The sequence below is a fragment of the Arthrobacter sp. NPDC058127 genome (genome assembly GCF_042884555.1).
In the GTDB taxonomy this organism is placed as follows: Bacteria; Actinomycetota; Actinomycetes; order Actinomycetales; family Micrococcaceae; genus Arthrobacter.
This window is the reverse complement of the sequence record NZ_JBHVTT010000005.1, coordinates 207,566-223,089: the sequence shown is the minus strand read 5'-3', so window position 1 is coordinate 223,089 and position 15,524 is coordinate 207,566. Positions and strand designations below refer to the sequence as shown.

At 63.8% G+C, this 15,524-nt stretch carries 19 protein-coding genes and 1 riboswitch; of the genes, 11 read left to right on the top strand and 8 right to left on the bottom strand.

All coding sequences use genetic code 11. The features are described 5' to 3' along the window. Positions 1–102: 102 nt before the first annotated feature. Complete coding sequence (locus ACFVTG_RS10290) at positions 103–723, top strand: septum formation family protein (RefSeq protein WP_390280098.1); 621 nt, start codon at positions 103–105, stop codon at positions 721–723. Here ACFVTG_RS10290 and clpB read toward each other — a convergent pair whose 3' ends face one another. Next, positions 724–3,393, bottom strand: coding sequence for an ATP-dependent chaperone ClpB (clpB, locus tag ACFVTG_RS10285; RefSeq protein WP_390280096.1), 2,670 nt, complete (start codon positions 3,391–3,393; stop codon positions 724–726). It lies immediately after the preceding gene. Positions 3,394–3,618: 225 nt separating this feature from the next. Here clpB and ACFVTG_RS10280 point away from each other — a divergent pair, with 225 nt between their 5' ends. The 8 genes from ACFVTG_RS10280 (at position 3,619) to ACFVTG_RS10245 (ending at position 8,561) form a co-directional block, all read left to right on the top strand. Beyond that, the gene (locus ACFVTG_RS10280; RefSeq protein ID WP_390280093.1) at positions 3,619–3,957 is read left to right on the top strand and encodes a hypothetical protein; all 339 of its coding nucleotides are present in this window, start codon (positions 3,619–3,621) and stop codon (positions 3,955–3,957) included. A gap of 106 nt (positions 3,958–4,063) precedes the next feature. Beyond that, the gene (locus ACFVTG_RS10275) at positions 4,064–4,531 is read left to right on the top strand and encodes an SRPBCC family protein (RefSeq protein WP_059389922.1); all 468 of its coding nucleotides are present in this window, start codon (positions 4,064–4,066) and stop codon (positions 4,529–4,531) included. Positions 4,532–4,547: 16 nt separating this feature from the next. Beyond that, a complete protein-coding gene (locus ACFVTG_RS10270) occupies positions 4,548–5,417 on the top strand; it encodes a DUF4031 domain-containing protein (RefSeq protein WP_332602937.1) in 870 nt (289 codons plus the stop codon). Continuing rightward, positions 5,414–6,193: a 2-phosphosulfolactate phosphatase gene (locus ACFVTG_RS10265; RefSeq protein WP_390280091.1), complete on the top strand. Its 780-nt coding sequence runs from the start codon at positions 5,414–5,416 to the stop codon at positions 6,191–6,193. The genes ACFVTG_RS10270 and ACFVTG_RS10265 overlap by 4 nt, the downstream gene beginning before the upstream one ends. A 100-nt stretch (positions 6,194–6,293) precedes the next feature. Further along, positions 6,294–6,623 (top strand): PadR family transcriptional regulator, encoded by a 330-nt coding sequence (locus tag ACFVTG_RS10260; RefSeq protein ID WP_059389920.1) that lies wholly within the window; start codon positions 6,294–6,296, stop codon positions 6,621–6,623. A gap of 2 nt (positions 6,624–6,625) precedes the next feature. Next, the gene (locus ACFVTG_RS10255) at positions 6,626–7,006 is read left to right on the top strand and encodes a DUF1048 domain-containing protein (protein ID WP_390280089.1); all 381 of its coding nucleotides are present in this window, start codon (positions 6,626–6,628) and stop codon (positions 7,004–7,006) included. Next, a complete protein-coding gene (locus tag ACFVTG_RS10250; RefSeq protein ID WP_284752929.1) occupies positions 7,003–7,803 on the top strand; it encodes an ABC transporter ATP-binding protein in 801 nt (266 codons plus the stop codon). Before ACFVTG_RS10255 ends, ACFVTG_RS10250 begins: the two co-directional genes overlap by 4 nt. Then, complete coding sequence (locus ACFVTG_RS10245) at positions 7,800–8,561, top strand: ABC transporter permease (RefSeq protein ID WP_390280087.1); 762 nt, start codon at positions 7,800–7,802, stop codon at positions 8,559–8,561. The genes ACFVTG_RS10250 and ACFVTG_RS10245 overlap by 4 nt, the downstream gene beginning before the upstream one ends. 66 nt (positions 8,562–8,627) lie before the next feature. Here the strand turns inward: ACFVTG_RS10245 and poxB are convergent, their stop codons facing one another. The 7 genes from poxB to ACFVTG_RS10210 form a co-directional block, all read right to left on the bottom strand. Further along, a complete protein-coding gene (gene poxB, locus ACFVTG_RS10240) occupies positions 8,628–10,364 on the bottom strand; it encodes a ubiquinone-dependent pyruvate dehydrogenase (RefSeq protein ID WP_390280085.1) in 1,737 nt (578 codons plus the stop codon). Between the two features lie 109 nt (positions 10,365–10,473). Then, complete coding sequence (locus ACFVTG_RS10235) at positions 10,474–10,875, bottom strand: YccF domain-containing protein (protein ID WP_390280083.1); 402 nt, start codon at positions 10,873–10,875, stop codon at positions 10,474–10,476. 64 nt (positions 10,876–10,939) lie between these two features. Then, on the bottom strand, positions 10,940–12,016 hold the full coding sequence (locus ACFVTG_RS10230) for an ATP-dependent DNA ligase (RefSeq protein ID WP_390280081.1): 1,077 nt from the start codon (positions 12,014–12,016) through the stop codon (positions 10,940–10,942). A gap of 64 nt (positions 12,017–12,080) precedes the next feature. Beyond that, positions 12,081–12,557, bottom strand: a complete 477-nt coding sequence (locus ACFVTG_RS10225; RefSeq protein ID WP_390280079.1) for a hypothetical protein — start codon at positions 12,555–12,557, stop codon at positions 12,081–12,083. 139 nt (positions 12,558–12,696) lie between these two features. Then, positions 12,697–13,158 carry an SRPBCC domain-containing protein gene (locus ACFVTG_RS10220; RefSeq protein WP_390280077.1) on the bottom strand — a complete coding sequence of 154 codons (462 nt, stop codon included), beginning with the start codon at positions 13,156–13,158 and terminating at the stop codon, positions 12,697–12,699. Continuing rightward, the gene (locus ACFVTG_RS10215) at positions 13,155–13,505 is read right to left on the bottom strand and encodes a metalloregulator ArsR/SmtB family transcription factor (RefSeq protein WP_284752921.1); all 351 of its coding nucleotides are present in this window, start codon (positions 13,503–13,505) and stop codon (positions 13,155–13,157) included. The genes ACFVTG_RS10220 and ACFVTG_RS10215 overlap by 4 nt, the downstream gene beginning before the upstream one ends. 163 nt (positions 13,506–13,668) lie before the next feature. Continuing rightward, a complete protein-coding gene (locus ACFVTG_RS10210; protein ID WP_390280075.1) occupies positions 13,669–14,265 on the bottom strand; it encodes a phosphoribosylanthranilate isomerase in 597 nt (198 codons plus the stop codon). A 133-nt stretch (positions 14,266–14,398) separates the two neighbouring features. On the opposite strand from ACFVTG_RS10210, the gene ACFVTG_RS10205 reads away from it, so the two are divergent. Together ACFVTG_RS10205 and ACFVTG_RS10200 are read left to right on the top strand one after the other, a co-directional pair. Further along, positions 14,399–15,055 (top strand): HutD family protein, encoded by a 657-nt coding sequence (locus ACFVTG_RS10205; RefSeq protein WP_390280073.1) that lies wholly within the window; start codon positions 14,399–14,401, stop codon positions 15,053–15,055. Positions 15,056–15,133: 78 nt separating this feature from the next. Further along, positions 15,134–15,199: riboswitch (guanidine-III (ykkC-III) riboswitch) on the top strand. Positions 15,200–15,208: 9 nt separating this feature from the next. Further along, complete coding sequence (locus ACFVTG_RS10200; RefSeq protein WP_284752918.1) at positions 15,209–15,523, top strand: multidrug efflux SMR transporter; 315 nt, start codon at positions 15,209–15,211, stop codon at positions 15,521–15,523. The last annotated feature ends 1 nt before the right edge of the window (position 15,524 follow it).

Genomic DNA, 15,524 nt, shown 5'->3' with positions numbered 1-15,524 from the left:
CCACGACCTTCGCGAAAGCGGCGTCACAGTTCCACCTGGCAGCATCACCGTTCATTGGCATGGAAAACTTGGGTAGAGTCGCCCTAATATCGGGCCGCACGCATGAAAGGCGCAATCTCAGACATGGGCCAGGACAACACCATCCCGGGCAACAACGGTACAGGCGACAACGAGTCGCCGGTAGACCCTGGTTCCCCCCTGCGGAGCGCCCTGGACGCCATAACGCGGTATCGGCTCATCATTGGCGGAATTGTGCTGGCCGTGCTGATCCTCATCGGCGTAGTGATCTGGATCCTCGTCGGGGCCTTGGCCAACCGCCCGGCGGCCGCGCCCGTCCCGGCACCGTCCACGTCCACCAGCCGCGGCCCCCTCCCGGCTGACATCGAGGCAAGGGATTACCAACTGGGCGATTGCTTCGCCGATTTCGACTCCAATGCAATCCACGCCAAGGTGGTGGACTGCACCACCGACCATTCGGCCCAGCTGGGCGCCATCTTCCGGTACAAGGCTGAGGACACCTTCCCCGGTGCCACTGCCTTGCGGGACAAAGGCCGCGAAATCTGCCGCGATGTGATGCTCAACGAGGCCTCCACCAAGTACGCACTCCTGCAGCAGAACGTGTACCCGAGCGCCACCAGCTGGGACAACGGCGACCGCCGCGTGGACTGCTTCATCGTGGTGAACTCGGGAAACACACTCAAGGAATCCGTGCTGCAGAAGTAGCTAGTCCTTCCGCCTCACCGTCAGGCCGCTACCCGCCGGAGCCCCGCCGTCGGGACCCGTCAAAGCTTCGAGCCCCTCGATGGTGAGTTCGTCGACGTCGGCCGCGGTGTCCACCATGACCGTGTCGCCGTCGGCGATCTGTCCGGCGAGGATCTCCTTGGCCAAGCGGTCGCCGATCTCGCGTTGAACCAGCCGGCGCAGCGGACGGGCACCGTAGGCCGGATCGTAACCGGACATCGCGAGCCAGGCCCGTGCGCCGTCGCTGACCTCAAGGGTGAGCCGACGGTCGTGCAGCCGCTTGGTCAGCTCGTCCACGTGCAGCTCGACGATCCTCGCGAGCTCGTCCACGGTGAGTGCATCAAACAGGACAATCTCATCGAGCCTATTGAGGAACTCGGGCTTGAAGGACGCGTTGACCACGGCCATGACCGCATTTCGCTTCGCCGTGGCGTCCAGGGTTGGATCCACGAGGAACTGGCTACCGTGGTTCGACGTCAGAACCAGGATGGTGTTCCGGAAGTCCACGGTGCGGCCCTGCCCGTCGGTGAGGCGACCGTCGTCGAGCACTTGCAGGAGGATGTCGAACACTTCCGGGTGGGCCTTCTCCACCTCGTCGAGCAGGATTACGGAGTACGGGCGACGGCGGACGGCTTCAGTAAGCTGGCCGCCTTCCTCGTAGCCCACGTATCCGGGAGGGGCGCCGACCAGCCGGGCCACGGAGTGCTTCTCCCCGTACTCGGACATGTCGATCCGCACCATGGCGCGTTCGTCGTCGAAAAGGAAATCGGCGAGTGCCTTGGCGAGCTCCGTCTTACCGACGCCGGTGGGGCCAAGGAACAGGAACGAACCCGTGGGTCGGTTGGGGTCGCTGATGCCCGCACGGGCGCGGCGGACGGCATCGGAGACGGCGGCCACGGCCTTGGACTGGCCGACCAGCCGCTTTCCGATCTCCTCTTCCATGTGCAGCAGCTTCTGGGATTCTCCCTGGAGCATGCGGCCGGCAGGGATGCCCGTCCAGGCCGAAATAACCTCGGCGATATCGTCCGCCGTGACTTCGTCCGCGACCATCAGGGCGGGCTTCGCTTCACCCCGCGCTTCCCGGGCGGACTCTTCCTCGGCTGCTGCGCTGAGCTCGCGCTCCAACGCGGGCAGTTCGCCGTAGAGAATACGCGAGGCAGCCTCAAGGTCGCCCTCGCGCTGGTACTTTTCGGCGGCCGAGCGCAATTCGTCGATCTTCGCCTTGAGGTCGCCAACACGGTTGAGCCCGGCCTTCTCGGATTCCCAACGGGCGTTCAGCGCCCCCAGGGCTTCCTTCTTGTCCGCCTTGTCCGCACGGAGCGCAGCGAGGCGTTCGATGGAGGCCGCATCAGTCTCGCGCTCGAGGGCCAATTCCTCCATCGTCAGACGGTCCACGGCACGGCGAAGCTGGTCGATTTCCTCGGGAGCCGAGTCGATTTCCATGCGCAGCCGTGACGCAGCCTCGTCCACGAGGTCGATCGCCTTGTCCGGCAACTGGCGGCCCGAGATGTAGCGGTTGGAGAGCGTGGCGGCGGCTACCAAGGCGGAGTCTGCGATGGCTACCTTGTGGTGGGCCTCGTAGCGTTCCTTGAGGCCGCGGAGGATACCGATGGTGTCCTCGACGCTCGGCTCACCCACGTAGACCTGCTGGAAGCGGCGTTCCAGGGCAGGGTCCTTCTCCACGTTCTCGCGATACTCGTCCAGGGTGGTGGCGCCGATAAGGCGCAGCTCGCCGCGGGCCAGCATCGGCTTGAGCATGTTGCCCGCATCCATGGCGCTCTCACCGGTGGCACCGGCACCCACCACCGTGTGGATTTCGTCGATGAAGGTGACGATCTGCCCGTTGGAGTTCTTGATCTCCTCCAGCACGGCCTTGAGCCGTTCCTCGAATTCGCCGCGGTACTTCGCGCCGGCCACCATGGACGCGAGGTCCAGCGCGATCAGGGTCTTGCCCCGCAGGCTTTCCGGGACGTCGCCGGCCACCATGCGTTGGGCGAGGCCTTCGACGACGGCGGTCTTGCCGACACCGGGTTCCCCGATGAGTACGGGGTTGTTCTTGGTGCGCCGGCTCAGGACCTGGACGACTCGCCGGATTTCGCTGTCCCGACCGATCACGGGATCCAGCTTGCCGGAGCGAGCGACGGCTGTGAGGTCCATGCCGTATTTCTCGAGCGCCTGGAAGGTGTTTTCCGGGTCTTGCGAGGTGACTTTCCGGTCGCCGCGGACACCCGGCAGGGCGGCGAGGAGCGCTTCATGGGAGGCACCGGCGTCGCGCAGTAGCTTCCCCACGGCATCGCTACCGGCAGAGAGCCCCAAGAGGAGGTGCTCTGTGGACACGAAGGAGTCTCCGAGTTTCTCGGACTCGTTCTGGGCGGCCTGGATGGCCTGCATGGAAGGACGCGAAAGCTGCGCTTGCTGCACGGAACTGCCCGACGACGACGGCAGGGCCTTGATGGCCGAACTCGCCTGCACGCTCACGGCATCCGGGTCCGCTCCAGTAGCGCGCAAAAGTGCTACCGCGACGCCCTCGCGCTGGTCCATGAGCGCTTTGAGCAAGTGGGCTGGCTCCAGCTGCGGATTTCCGGCGGTGGAGGCGTTCATGGCCGCCGCGGAAAGAGCCTCCTGGCTCTTGGTGGTGAATTTGACGTCCATGGAAGAGCTCCTCTCGGGAAAGACGACTATTTCTCAAAGTTGAGTCTACTATGCTCAACTTTGGCGAATTGTCCTTCCTGCTCCATGTTTGCCGACGGCGAAACTGCTGTCCATAGCCTTCTCCGCTTACCTTGAAAAGCCCCTCGCTGTTTGCGATCCCTAACCCTAGGATCAGGTGTGACCGGGTGGAACACCGCCTGGCGAGCATGAGGAAAAGGACACGCAATGAAGAAGTTCGTAGTTCTCTACAATGCACCGCAATCGGCGGAATCGATGATGGCTGACAGCACCCCTGAGGCAGCAGCAGAAGGCATGAAGCTGTGGATGGACTGGGCCGCGAAGGCTGGCGATGGGCTTGCCGATCTTGGCACACCCCTCGGTGGCGGCAAAGTGGTTGGGAACTCTGGAGTATCCGATGCAGAGACCGGCGTGGGCGGTTACAGCGTCCTCCAAGCCGAAGACATGGACGGAGCGCTGAAGCTCCTCGAAGGCCACCCGCATTTCCTCATGGCCCCCGAAGCCTCGATCACCGTCTACGAAGCGCTCGACGTCCCGGGCATGTAAGGCAGCACCCGCCGTCGAAATCGTGGGTCCGGGCCGCGCGCTGCGTGCCGGAACGCAGCACTCGGCCCGCGCCCACGATCCCGGCAAAGCGCCGTACGATATGCACATGGCACCCTTCACAGTCACTCGCAATGCGCTGATCCCCGCCGCACCCGCCGACGTCTTCCCCTTCGTCAACAACTTCCACGAGTGGACCAAGTGGTCTCCGTGGGAAGCCGTGGACCCCAAGCTGAACCGGAGCTATTCCGGCAACGAATCCGGCGTCGGAGCAAAGTATGCCTGGAGCGGCAACAACAAGGCCGGCACCGGAACCATGGAAATCGTCGGCTCGGAGGAGCCCGGCAAGATCGACATCCGCCTCGAGTTCACCAAGCCGATGAAGGCAGTCAATCCCACAGGGTTCACGTTCGTGCCCGAAGGGGACGGCACCCGCGTCACCTGGACCATGACCGGTGAGAACAAAGGCCTCGGCAAAATCTTCGCTTTGTTCATGAACATGGAGAAGATGGTGGGCGGCGACTTCGAAAAGGGTTTAACCGCTCTCTCTGCGGTAGCCACCCGGAAAAACTCCTAGTTCCCTGGCGCGGGCCATGGCCGTCTATGTTGATCCGCCGCTGTGGCCCGCGCACGGGACCGTGTTTTCCCACCTCGTCTCGGACACCTCGCTCGAGGAGTTGCATGCCTTCGCCGGGGCCGCGGGAATTCCCGGGCGTGCCTTCGATGGCGACCACTACGACGTCCCGGAACGCCGCTACCAGGATCTCCTCTCGGCAGGCGCCATCCCCGTGGAGGCGCGCATTCTTGTGCGGAAACTGATCGCGAGCGGTTTGCGGATCCCCGCCCGCCAACGCAGCAAGGCGCTCACCGTACCCTTGCTGGAGCGCTGGAATTCGGCTCTTCCAGGACATGAGGAGCTGGGTTTTGAGCTCCTCGAACGCTGGGGCGAGGACCATCGGAAATACCACAGCCGCACGCATTTGCTGGCGGTCCTGGAAGCCTTGGATCTCCTCACCGAACCCGGGCCGCCCGCGCGCTCAGTGACGTTGGCCGCCTGGTTCCATGACGCCGTCTACGAGGGAATCGCAGGGCAGGACGAAGAGCAATCGGCCCGGCTGGCCGAGGACCGCCTGGCTCTTGCGGGACTCCCGGAACCGACGATCCACGAAGTTGCCCGGCTGGTCAGGCTGACCTCCACCCACAGCCCCGAACCGGGAGACCGACTCGGCGCCCTCTTGTGCGACGCCGATCTCTCCATCCTCGGCGCGGAACCAACGGCTTACGCCCGCTACCTTGCTGCTGTCCGCGAGGACTACGCCCACGTCAGCGATGCCGACTTCGCTGCCGGCCGGGCCGCCGTCGTCCGCCATCTGCTCGCCTTGGATCCACTCTTCCACAGCGAACGCGCGCGGAGCCTGTGGCTGGATGCCGCCCGCCGCAACCTGGAGGCCGAACTGTCATGAGCGCGCCAGGGACGGTGCACCGGCAGCTTCCGTTCACCGTGAGGTTTGAATGGGGGCTCGACGGCGCCCGTGCGGTTGCGTCCGGAGCGGACCTCGCCGTCGTGGTTGACGTCCTCACCTTCACCACATGTGTCAGCGTCGCCGTCGACCGCGGTGCCATCGTGTTCCCCTACGCGTGGAAGGACGCCGGGGCCGAGGACTTCGCCGCCCACCACGACGCCCAGCTGGCTGGTCCGCGGGGTGGAGGCGGATTGAGCCTCTCGCCGTCGAGCCTGCGGGATGCGCGGTCGTTGAGCCGCGTCGTGCTGCCATCGCCCAACGGCTCTTCGATCGCTTATGAGCTCGCCCAGGAAGTCCCGCTCATCGCGGCCGTGTCTCTGCGGAACGCAGCCGCCACCGCCGAGTGGGTGGCCGCCGAACTCCCTCCGGATTTAGTGGTGACGGTGATCGCGGCCGGTGAACTGTGGCCAGGCGGCTCCCTCCGGCCCGCCCTGGAAGATCAGATCGGGGCCGGCGCCTTCATTGCCGGACTCACTGCCGCCGGGCGGGGCGGCTTCACGCCGGAAGACGGCAGGGAAGGTTTCTCGCCGGAGGCTGATGCGGCGATGGCTGTTTTCAACGCCGTCGAGCCGCGGCTCCATCACGCGTTGCGGGATTGCTCCAGCGGCCGGGAGTTGATCGGTACAGGGCACGCGGACGACGTCGAGATTGCCGCCGAACTTGACGCCGGGACCGCCGTGGCCCTCTTGAGGGACGGCGCGTTCCAGCAGCCCTGAGTGCACTTCGGTGCGGTTTCCGAAGGGGCTTGCGCTTCCACTACTTAGCGATACTATGTACCAGTAGCTAGTAACACTGAGTAGTGAAAGGAGGTGTCCGATGGGCAGGCAAATGACGGAGATGCTCAAAGGGACCCTCGAGGGCATCGTTCTCGCCCTCCTGACCGGGAATCCCGCGTACGGGTACGAAATCACGACGCTGCTCCGAGGCCAGGGCTTCACCGAGATCGCCGAGGGCACCGTGTATGCGCTGCTCGTCAGGATCGAGCAAAAAGGCCTTGTCGACGTCGAGAAACGGCCGTCCGAGAAGGGCCCGCCGCGCAAGGTCTATTCGCTCAACGAGCAGGGCGAAAAGGAACTGGACGAATTCTGGAATACGTGGAGTTTCCTGTCCGAGCGACTGGAACAGCTCCGAAAGGGAGGAAAGTGAACATGGCCGCAGGGTGGATCGAGCAGCTTACGGGATCGCTCGAACAGAAGAAGCAATACCGGCAAAACAAGGCACGCGTGGAGCAGCTTCCCGCGGACTATCGCGCGGCGGCGACCGCGCTGGAACGGTACCTGATGTACTTCGGTGCCATCACCAAGGGCGATGTGCTGCTGCGGATGCTCGGGGACCTCACCGATCTCTTCGAACAGAGCGCCGCAGACGGGACGCCGATCCGCGACATCGTTGGTGACGACCCCGTGGAGTTCGCTGAAACGTTCATACGCAACTACACGGGCGGGCAGTGGATCAACAAGGAGCGTGAACGCCTCGTCAAGGCAATCGACGCCGCTGCCGGGGACGATGGGAGGGAGGGGGAATCATGAGCAATGGCTCCACCACCCGCGAACCCGCGATCCGCGTGCAGGGCATGGAAAAGTCCTACAAAGAGCTGCACGTGCTGCGCGGCGTGGACTTCGACGTGGAACCGGGCAGCATCTTCGCCCTTCTCGGCTCCAACGGAGCGGGAAAAACCACGATGGTGAAAATCCTGTCCACACTGCTGAGTCCGGACGCCGGCACGGCCACCGTCAACGGATTCGACGTCGTAACCCAAGCGCTGCGGGTCCGGGAATCCATCAGCCTCACCGGACAATTCGCAGCAGTCGATGAAATCCTCTCCGGCCGGGAAAACCTGGTGCTTGTTGCCAGGTTGCGGCACCTGAAGGACCCCGGCCAAGCGGCGGATGATCTTCTGGCGCGCTTCAACCTCTCCGAGGCAGCATCCCGAAAAGTGTCCGCGTATTCGGGGGGCATGCGCCGTCGCCTTGACATCGCCATGAGCCTGATCGGCCAGCCCGAGGTGATCTTCCTCGATGAGCCGACCACCGGGCTCGACCCCGAAGCACGCATCGAAGTGTGGCAGGTAATCCAGGAGCTCGCGAATCAGGGCACCACTGTTCTGCTCACCACACAGTATCTCGACGAGGCCGAACAACTCGCGGACCGGATCGCCATCCTTCATCAAGGGCGCATCATCGCGAACGGGACTCTCGCCGAGCTCAAGCAACTACTCCCACCGGCTAAGGTCGAGTACGTCGAAAAGCAGCCCACCCTGGAGGATATCTTCCTTGCACTTGTGGGGAACCAGGGCAAGGTCGCGTCAAGTAAGGACCAGTCATGAGCACACACTTCTTTGGAGACACGTCCGTCTTGCTGGGCCGCTCCATGCGCCACATTTTCCGCAGCGCGGACACCATTATCACCACCGCGATCACGCCGATCGCCCTCATGCTGCTGTTCGTCTACGTGTTCGGCGGAGCCATCAAGACCGGCACCGAGAACTACGTCAATTACCTGCTGCCGGGAATCATGCTGATCGCGATCGCATCAGGCATCGCTTACACCGCCGTTCGCTTGTTCACCGACATGAAGAGCGGCATTTTCGAGCGGTTCCACTCCATGCCGATCGCACGATCATCCGTGCTGTGGGCACATGTGCTGACCTCCATGGTGGCCAACGGTCTCTCCCTCGTGATCATCGTGCTGGTGGCCTTCCTGATGGGATTCCGCACATCGGCAAGCCTGCTGGAGTGGCTCGCCATCATCGGAATCCTGGCACTGTTCACCCTCGCACTCACGTGGCTCGCCATCATCGCGGGCCTGACAGCGAAGTCCGTGGACGGCGCCGGCGGGTTCTCCTATCCGCTCATCTTCCTGCCGTTCATCAGTTCGGCTTTCGTCCCCACGGCCACCATGCCGGGTCCCGTGCGCGCCTTCGCCGAGAACCAGCCGGTCACGTCGATCGTCAACACGATCCAGGATCTGTTTGAACAACGGCCGATCGGAAGCGACATATGGGTAGCCCTCGCATGGTGCCTCGGCATCCTCGTTCTCGCGTACTTCTTCGCCGCAGCCGCCTACCGACGCAGGATCAGCTAAGCAACTGCGACGGCTGAAGGCGGATCTCGGAACCGTAACGGCTGGCCCCGCCGGTAGCGGTTCGGTTCAGAATATCTGGCGGATATTGGTCTTCGCGAGGTCGATGAGCTGGTCGCCGCGGCCGGAGAGTACCGTCCGGATCGCGTAGAGCGTGAAGCCCTTGACCTGCTCGGCACTGATCGCCGGCGGAATGGACAGTTCCTGCCGGGCCGTGCGGACATCGATGAGGGCCGGACCGTCGTGCGCGAAGGCTTCAGCCAGCCCCGCCTTCAACCCGGAGGAGTTGTCCACCCGGATTCCGCGGATGCCCAGCGATTCTGCCAGTTTGGCGAAGTCCGGATTCTCGAGCTCAGTGCCGAAATTGACGAATCCGGCGGCCTTCATTTCGAGCTCGACGAAGTTCAGCGAGGAGTTGTTGAAGACCACGACTTTGACGGGGAGCTTGTTCTGCACCAAGGTGATCAGCTCGCCGAGAAGCATGGTCAGGCCGCCGTCGCCGGCCAGGGCCACCACCTGGCGCCCGGGGTACGAGGCGGCCGCACCGATTCCGTGGGACAGGGCGTTGGCCATGGTTCCGTGGTTGAACGAGCCGAGCAGCCGGCGTCGGCCGTTCATGCTCAGGTACCGGGCGGCCCACACGGTGGGGGACCCGACGTCGCACGTGAAAACCGCATCCGGGGCCGCCACCTCATCCACGAGCCTGCCCACGAACTGCGGATGGATGGGCTGGCCGTCCTTCGCCGGAGAGGCCAGGTCGTCGAGTTTTGCACGGGACTTGGCGTAGTGCTTGAGGGAGGCTTGGAGGTGCGTTCGTCTTTTTTTGGGCTCGATCAAGGGCAGGAGCGAGGCCGCAGTGTCCTTAACCGTGCCCACAAGGCCAAGATCGATCCGGGAACGCCTGCCGAGTTGCTCGCCCCTGATATCCACCTGGATGATCTTGGCATTCTCCGGGTAGAACTGCTGGTACGGAAAATCGGTGCCCAGCATAAGCAGGGCTTCGCAGCTCTCCATCGCGCGGTAGCCGGAGCTGAACCCCAAGAGGCCCGTCATGCCGACGTCGAAGGGGTTGTCGTACTCGATGTGCTCCTTGCCGCGCATCGCGTGGACGATCGGCGCGCCCAGCGCGTCCGCCAGGGCCATGACCTCGGCGTGCGCACCCGCGGTGCCGGCACCGGCCAGGATAGTGACTTTGCCTGCCGCGTTGAGAATGTCAGCTGCTTCGGCGAGCTCCCGGGGGTTGGGCCGGATCTCCGGCCGGGCGGCCCGGATCACCGCTGTCCGGTTGCTCTGCGCCTCCGCGAGGGCGACATCGCCGGGAATCACGACGACGGCGACGCCCCGCTTCTCGACGGCCGTCCGCATGGCGATTTCCAAGACCCTGGGCATCTGGGAAGGATGGGCGACGTGCTCGACATAAACGCTGCACTCCTGGAACAACTCCTGGGGATGTGTCTCCTGGAAGTACTGGCTGCCGATCTCTTCGCTGGGAATGTGGGCGGCGATGGCCAGCACGGGGACCCTTGACTTGTTGGCATCGTAGAGGCCGTTGATCAGGTGCAGGTTGCCCGGGCCGCAGGATCCGGCGCACACCGCGAGTTCATCCGTGAGGCCCGCCTCGGCCGCGGCCGCCAACGCCGCGGCTTCTTCGTGCCGGACATGCACCCAACGGATGCTCTGTTCCTCCCTCAGCGCGTCCGTAAATCCGTTCAGCGAATCCCCGGGGATCCCGTAGACGCGCTGGACGTTGTTGGCTTTGAGGGTGGCGACGATGTTCTTGGCAACGGTGTTCCTGGCGGCGGACATGGACTGTTCCTTTCGAGGGGAGGCAGTGCAGACACGGCCTACGCTACTCCGGAACAGTCCATGGCGTCTGATACCCGACGCGGGGTTTCGGGTGGCCGGCGTTGCCGCGCTAGCGGTACGTGCTGACGAAGGGGCGGTTGCTAGGCACGATCTGCTTGCCCAGCGGCATGAGCGATACCGGAATGAGCTTCAGGTTGGCGATGGCCAGCGGGATCCCGATGATCGTGATGGCCATGGCGAACGCAGTGACTACGTGCCCGATCGCGATCCAAATGCCCGCAACCAGCAACCAGATGACGTTGCCCAGGAGCGTAAAGACGCCCCCGCTTCCCGGCTTGTCCACGACCATGCGGCCAAACGGCCACAGGGTGTACGAGGCAATCCGGAACGACGCGATGCCCCACGGGATGGTGACGATCAACAAGCAGCAGATAATTCCGGCCATGAAATAGCCCAAGGCAAGGACGAAGCCACCGAAGACGAGCCAGATGATGTTGAGCAGCGTTTTCATATTTCCCATTGTCCCTTGCGGGACGCGGGCGGGGCCTAGGGGTTCGCCCTGAAATCCCCCTGATTTATGGTTTCCCGGCGTCCAGGACCGCTGACAAATCGAACTTCACGGGTTCCTCAAGCTGCTCATAGGTGCACGACTCCGGATCCCTGTCCGGCCGCCACCGCACGAACTGCGTTGTGTGCCTGAACCGCTCCCCTTCCATATGGTCGTAAGCCACTTCCACAACGAGTTCTGGCCGCAGGGGCGTGAACGACAGGTCCTTCCCTGCGCTCCAGCGGCTCCCTTCGGCGTTGCGGGGTGTCCGGCTGCCTTCCTCCTGCTCGGCCGATGCCCAGGGATGCCCATCGAACCCAGTCACGAGGGGTTGGAGTTCGCCGAACAGTTCCTTGCGCCGCTGCATCGAGAAGGAACCCACCACGCCCACGTTGGAAAGCCGGCCGCCGTCGTCATAAAGCCCCAACAAGAGCGAACCAATAAGGTCGTCACCGGTCTTATGAACCCGGTAGCCGGCCACGACGCAGTCGGCGGTCCGCTGGTGTTTGACCTTGAACATCACGCGCTTGTCCGGTTGGTAGGTACCATCCAGCGGCTTGGCGAGCAGGCCGTCCAGGCCTGCGCCCTCGAACTGGCTGAACCACTGCTCCGCCGTTCCCTTGTCCCGGGTTGCCGCGGTGAGGTGGATGGGAGCGGCGGCGCCTGCGAGTGTTTTTTCAAGCGCTGCCCGCCGTTCGGCGAAGGGCCGTCCCGTGAAGTCCTCATCGCCAAGGGCGAGCAAGTCGAAGGCCACGAATTTCGCCGGCGTCTGCTCGGACAACAGCTTGACCCTGCTGGCTGCCGGATGGATTCGTTGCTGGAGGGCTTCAAAGTCCAAGCGGTCACCGGATCTGCCGACCAGGATGATCTCGCCGTCGAGGACGCAGCGTTCGGGCAGGTTTGCCTTCAACGCCTCGATGAGCTCCGGGAAGTACCGGTTCATGGGCTTCTCGTTGCGACTACCGATTTCGACGTCGTCACCGTCACGAAAAACGATGGAGCGGAAACCATCCCATTTAGGCTCGTAGCTCATGGCGCCGTCCGGGATGGCGCCAACCGCCTTGGCAAGCATGGGTGCGACAGGGGGCATGACTGGCAGCTGCATGAAGCCATTCTTGCCGCGGCACCGGGACCGCGCTACCTGTTCATTCGCTTAAGTGGATAAAGGATTACTTGCAGTTGGCGCTCAGCCAGGTCGTAACGGGAGCCATCGCTTTTTCGAACTTGCCGCTCGAGTAGACGGTTTGGTCCTTCAAGCCGGCGATCGCAGTGTCCTTGAGGTTGGTGAAATCAGCCTTGAGCGCTTCCGGGACCCGATCCGCCGTGGCGGTGAGCTCGGCCTTGTATTGCTCCAGCTCGGCCGTCTTTCCCTGCGCCGCAGACATTGGCAGCAAGGAAGCGCCAGTGGCTTCTTTGGAGATGGTGGAGCACATTTCGGCTGCCGAGGCGAAGCCCCCGAATGGCCCCGATGAGGGAGTCGGGCTTGCGCTTGCGGTTGCGGAGTCCCCGGCAGAAGAGGACGACGGCGTGCCCGCCGCGGTGGAGCCCCCTCCCTGTGTGGAGCAGCCGGACAGCGCCAGTGCGGTGAAGAGCGCGATTGTCAGGTATCGGATAGGGCCGTTAAAAGGTTTGGAAAGGATTTTCAAAAGGTCGCATTCTGCTTGATCGTCTGTCTCCGGAACCGTTCGGTCTCCAGAGCAATGGCATTCTGTCCCCGCCGTGGAGTGTAGCCCGAATGGGCACCGACCTTCCAAGTTGACTTCGGGCCCCTTTTGGACCGCTCCCCTATTCCCGCACCAACAAAGCGTCCAGTTTGGTGAACGAGGTGCCCCATCCGTCTCTGGTCATTTCCACCCATTCGTCGGAGTCGAAGGGGCCCTGGGTGAGATGAAGCCGCGTGCGGCCGCCATCCAGCACCTCAAACTCAAGGTGCATTTCCAGCAGAAGTGTGATCCCGGCGTCGGGCTCTGCCTTTTGGGTGGCGACCAGCAGGGCGGGCGGGTCGTATCCGGTGATGACCGCGTCGATGGGTGATTCCTTGGCGACGCCGTCCTCGTCCCAGGTCATGACGAGCTGCCAGGCTCCGCCCACCCGGGGGTCGACGGTTATCCGGTCGCGCGGCGAATCCACCCCGACCGGCCCGAACCATGCGGCGAGCTGATCGGGGTCCACGAAGGCTTGGAAGACGAGCTCGCGTGGGGCATCGAAATCGCGGGTCATGGTGAGGATGTGCTGTTCCGTGTTCATTGCTTGGCTCCTGGATCCTTCGAATCGTGCTGAATCTTGCGCAGGTGGGCGTCGAGGCGGATAAAACTGGCATCCCAGAAGCGCCTGTATTTGTCCATCCATTCGGTGGCTTCGCGCAGTGGTTCCGCTTCTAATTTGGAAGACCGCCATTGCGCATTCCGGCTCCGGCTGATGAGCCCTGCGTTTTCCAGGACCTTGAGATGCCGGGAGACGGCGGGCAGGCTGATGTCGAACGGTTCGGCAAGCTCGTTCACTGTGGCCTCACCCTCCGAAAGCCGGGCCAGAATGGCCCTTCGGGTGGGGTCGGCCAGTGCCGAGAAGATGAGACTGAGCCGGTCTGTGGACATCGCTAGCGCCTTCGTATTTAACACATCGACTAATTAGCCGATGTGTTAAATATGCGACCCCGGATGGCGGCTGTCAAGGGTTTCTTGCGACGCTCGCTCACCTTCGGGGGCAAAACCGCGGACCCTCGCTCACATCATCGGAGCGAGCGTTCGGGTGGGGGCGTCAGGCTTTTGCGGCTCGGACGAAGGCGCGCACGAGGTCGAGGTCCTTCACGCCACGCGAGGACTCCACGCCGCTGGACACGTCGACGCCCCAGGCCTCGGCTTCGAGCGCCGCGGCACCAACGTTGGACGGGGTCAATCCTCCAGCCAACAACCAGTGGCGTGCACCCAGGCCCAGATTCCGGACCGAGGAATAGTCCCACGCCTCGCCTGAACCTGGTACTGCGGCGTCGATCAGGAGAAGTTCCTCGCCCCACTCCTCGAACTCGTCCGGAGCGGCACCCATGGTGACGGCCCGGATGAGCCGCATGCCGGCGTCGTGCACGGTCTTAACGTCTTCCGGGGAGCGGCTTCCGTGCAGCTGGACCCATTCGAGGCCGGCCTCGCGCGCGGTTGCGACGGCATCGGTCGCTGCCTCGTGACGGAAGACTCCGACGGCGGTCACACCGTCCGGTACATGGACCAGCAAGTCTCGGGCACGGTCAGGCGATACTTCGCGTGGACTCTTCGTCAGCACGAAACCCACGGCGTCCGCGCCGGACTCGACGGCGGCCTGCACGGATTCAGGCGTGCTCAAACCGCACACTTTGACGAACATTCCGCGCCTCCAACCGTTTACCTCCCTACGACGTTAGCAAGGGCCCGCGGGATTGGTGAACCGCGTCAAGATTGCACCGATGTTACGCAAGCGCTCAGCCTGCCGACGGCGGGCTCGGGCTAGGCTGGAGCGCATGGAGATCATCCGCTTTGCCGAGCTCAAACCCGAACCATGGCGCAACGGAGGCGGGGTGACCCGCGAACTCGCCAGCCATCCGAAAGCAGCGTCCGCGCAAGACGGAGCGTGGGACTGGCGGGTCAGCATCGCCGACGTCGGATCGGCCGGCGATTTCTCGACGTTCCCTGGCATGGAGCGAGTCCTCACAGTGATCGACGGCGAATTGCTGCTGCTCACGGTGGATGGCGAAGAACACCCGCTGGAAAAGTATCGGCCTTTCCGGTTTTCAGGCGAAGCGGCTTCGGCCAGCGCACTCCCCACCGGCAACATCCGGGACCTCAACGTGATCGCCCGGGCCGGCGAATTCAAGGGCTACACGTCCATCATCGAGCTCTCCAAGAAGCGTGCACACCCGGTATTCGAAGGCCAGTTGGCAGTCCTTTTGGAGGGTAAGGCTTCGGTGAGTCCCGGCGCGGAGCCTGCGGAATCGGCTTTGTCCGCGGAGGTCTCGGACGGCTCCGAGGGTGGAACCGCCGCCGTCGCGCCTGCGGAGTCCGTGGAACTCGCCCGCTACGACGCAGTAGTGGGTTCCGACACCCGCAGCCCGGAAATCCTGGGCCGTGGATTCCTCGCAGTCATCTCCATCGACCGCGTGGAGCACGCGCACTCCTAGATCCCAGCACCGGACATGTCCCTTGGTGAGGCTCGCCACCAAAGCTGGCCACCCGGCGTCGGGCTTTGCTAGCCTCGAAGGAAGGCCCGCACAGGGACCTCCGGACGACGGTTCAGTACCCGGCACGCGACAAGACTGGCCAAAGGACCTGTCATGTCGTGGTTAATCCTCATTCTGTCCGGAGCGCTCGAGGCCGTCTGGGCGGCCGCACTCCACCGCTCCAAAGGCTTCCGCAAACCGCTGCCCTCCGCCGTCTTCCTCGTCACCGTGGTCGCGAGCACCGCAGGCCTGGCCTTCGCGATGCAAACCATTCCCACCGGAACCGCGTATGCGGTGTGGGTAGGAGTCGGCGTCGTTCTTACAGCGGCTTACGCGATGATCACCAAGGTTGAGCGCCCGACGGCGGCTCGGCTGCTCTTGCTCGCCGGGATCGGCGTGTGCGTGGTCGGCTTGAAGGTGGTGGCGTAGC

What these genes read in the sequence shown, in the direction of transcription:
- ACFVTG_RS10290 (WP_390280098.1), top strand. Translation starts at nt 103, where the DNA reads ATGAAAGGCGCAATCTCAGACATGGGCCAGGACAACACCATCCCGGGC.
- clpB (WP_390280096.1), bottom strand. Translation starts at nt 3,393, where the DNA reads ATGGACGTCAAATTCACCACCAAGAGCCAGGAGGCTCTTTCCGCGGCG.
- ACFVTG_RS10280 (WP_390280093.1), top strand. Translation starts at nt 3,619, where the DNA reads ATGAAGAAGTTCGTAGTTCTCTACAATGCACCGCAATCGGCGGAATCG.
- ACFVTG_RS10275 (WP_059389922.1), top strand. Translation starts at nt 4,064, where the DNA reads ATGGCACCCTTCACAGTCACTCGCAATGCGCTGATCCCCGCCGCACCC.
- ACFVTG_RS10270 (WP_332602937.1), top strand. Translation starts at nt 4,548, where the DNA reads ATGGCCGTCTATGTTGATCCGCCGCTGTGGCCCGCGCACGGGACCGTG.
- ACFVTG_RS10265 (WP_390280091.1), top strand. Translation starts at nt 5,414, where the DNA reads ATGAGCGCGCCAGGGACGGTGCACCGGCAGCTTCCGTTCACCGTGAGG.
- ACFVTG_RS10260 (WP_059389920.1), top strand. Translation starts at nt 6,294, where the DNA reads ATGGGCAGGCAAATGACGGAGATGCTCAAAGGGACCCTCGAGGGCATC.
- ACFVTG_RS10255 (WP_390280089.1), top strand. Translation starts at nt 6,626, where the DNA reads ATGGCCGCAGGGTGGATCGAGCAGCTTACGGGATCGCTCGAACAGAAG.
- ACFVTG_RS10250 (WP_284752929.1), top strand. Translation starts at nt 7,003, where the DNA reads ATGAGCAATGGCTCCACCACCCGCGAACCCGCGATCCGCGTGCAGGGC.
- ACFVTG_RS10245 (WP_390280087.1), top strand. Translation starts at nt 7,800, where the DNA reads ATGAGCACACACTTCTTTGGAGACACGTCCGTCTTGCTGGGCCGCTCC.
- poxB (WP_390280085.1), bottom strand. Translation starts at nt 10,364, where the DNA reads ATGTCCGCCGCCAGGAACACCGTTGCCAAGAACATCGTCGCCACCCTC.
- ACFVTG_RS10235 (WP_390280083.1), bottom strand. Translation starts at nt 10,875, where the DNA reads ATGAAAACGCTGCTCAACATCATCTGGCTCGTCTTCGGTGGCTTCGTC.
- ACFVTG_RS10230 (WP_390280081.1), bottom strand. Translation starts at nt 12,016, where the DNA reads ATGCAGCTGCCAGTCATGCCCCCTGTCGCACCCATGCTTGCCAAGGCG.
- ACFVTG_RS10220 (WP_390280077.1), bottom strand. Translation starts at nt 13,158, where the DNA reads ATGAACACGGAACAGCACATCCTCACCATGACCCGCGATTTCGATGCC.
- ACFVTG_RS10215 (WP_284752921.1), bottom strand. Translation starts at nt 13,505, where the DNA reads ATGTCCACAGACCGGCTCAGTCTCATCTTCTCGGCACTGGCCGACCCC.
- ACFVTG_RS10210 (WP_390280075.1), bottom strand. Translation starts at nt 14,265, where the DNA reads ATGTTCGTCAAAGTGTGCGGTTTGAGCACGCCTGAATCCGTGCAGGCC.
- ACFVTG_RS10205 (WP_390280073.1), top strand. Translation starts at nt 14,399, where the DNA reads ATGGAGATCATCCGCTTTGCCGAGCTCAAACCCGAACCATGGCGCAAC.
- ACFVTG_RS10200 (WP_284752918.1), top strand. Translation starts at nt 15,209, where the DNA reads ATGTCGTGGTTAATCCTCATTCTGTCCGGAGCGCTCGAGGCCGTCTGG.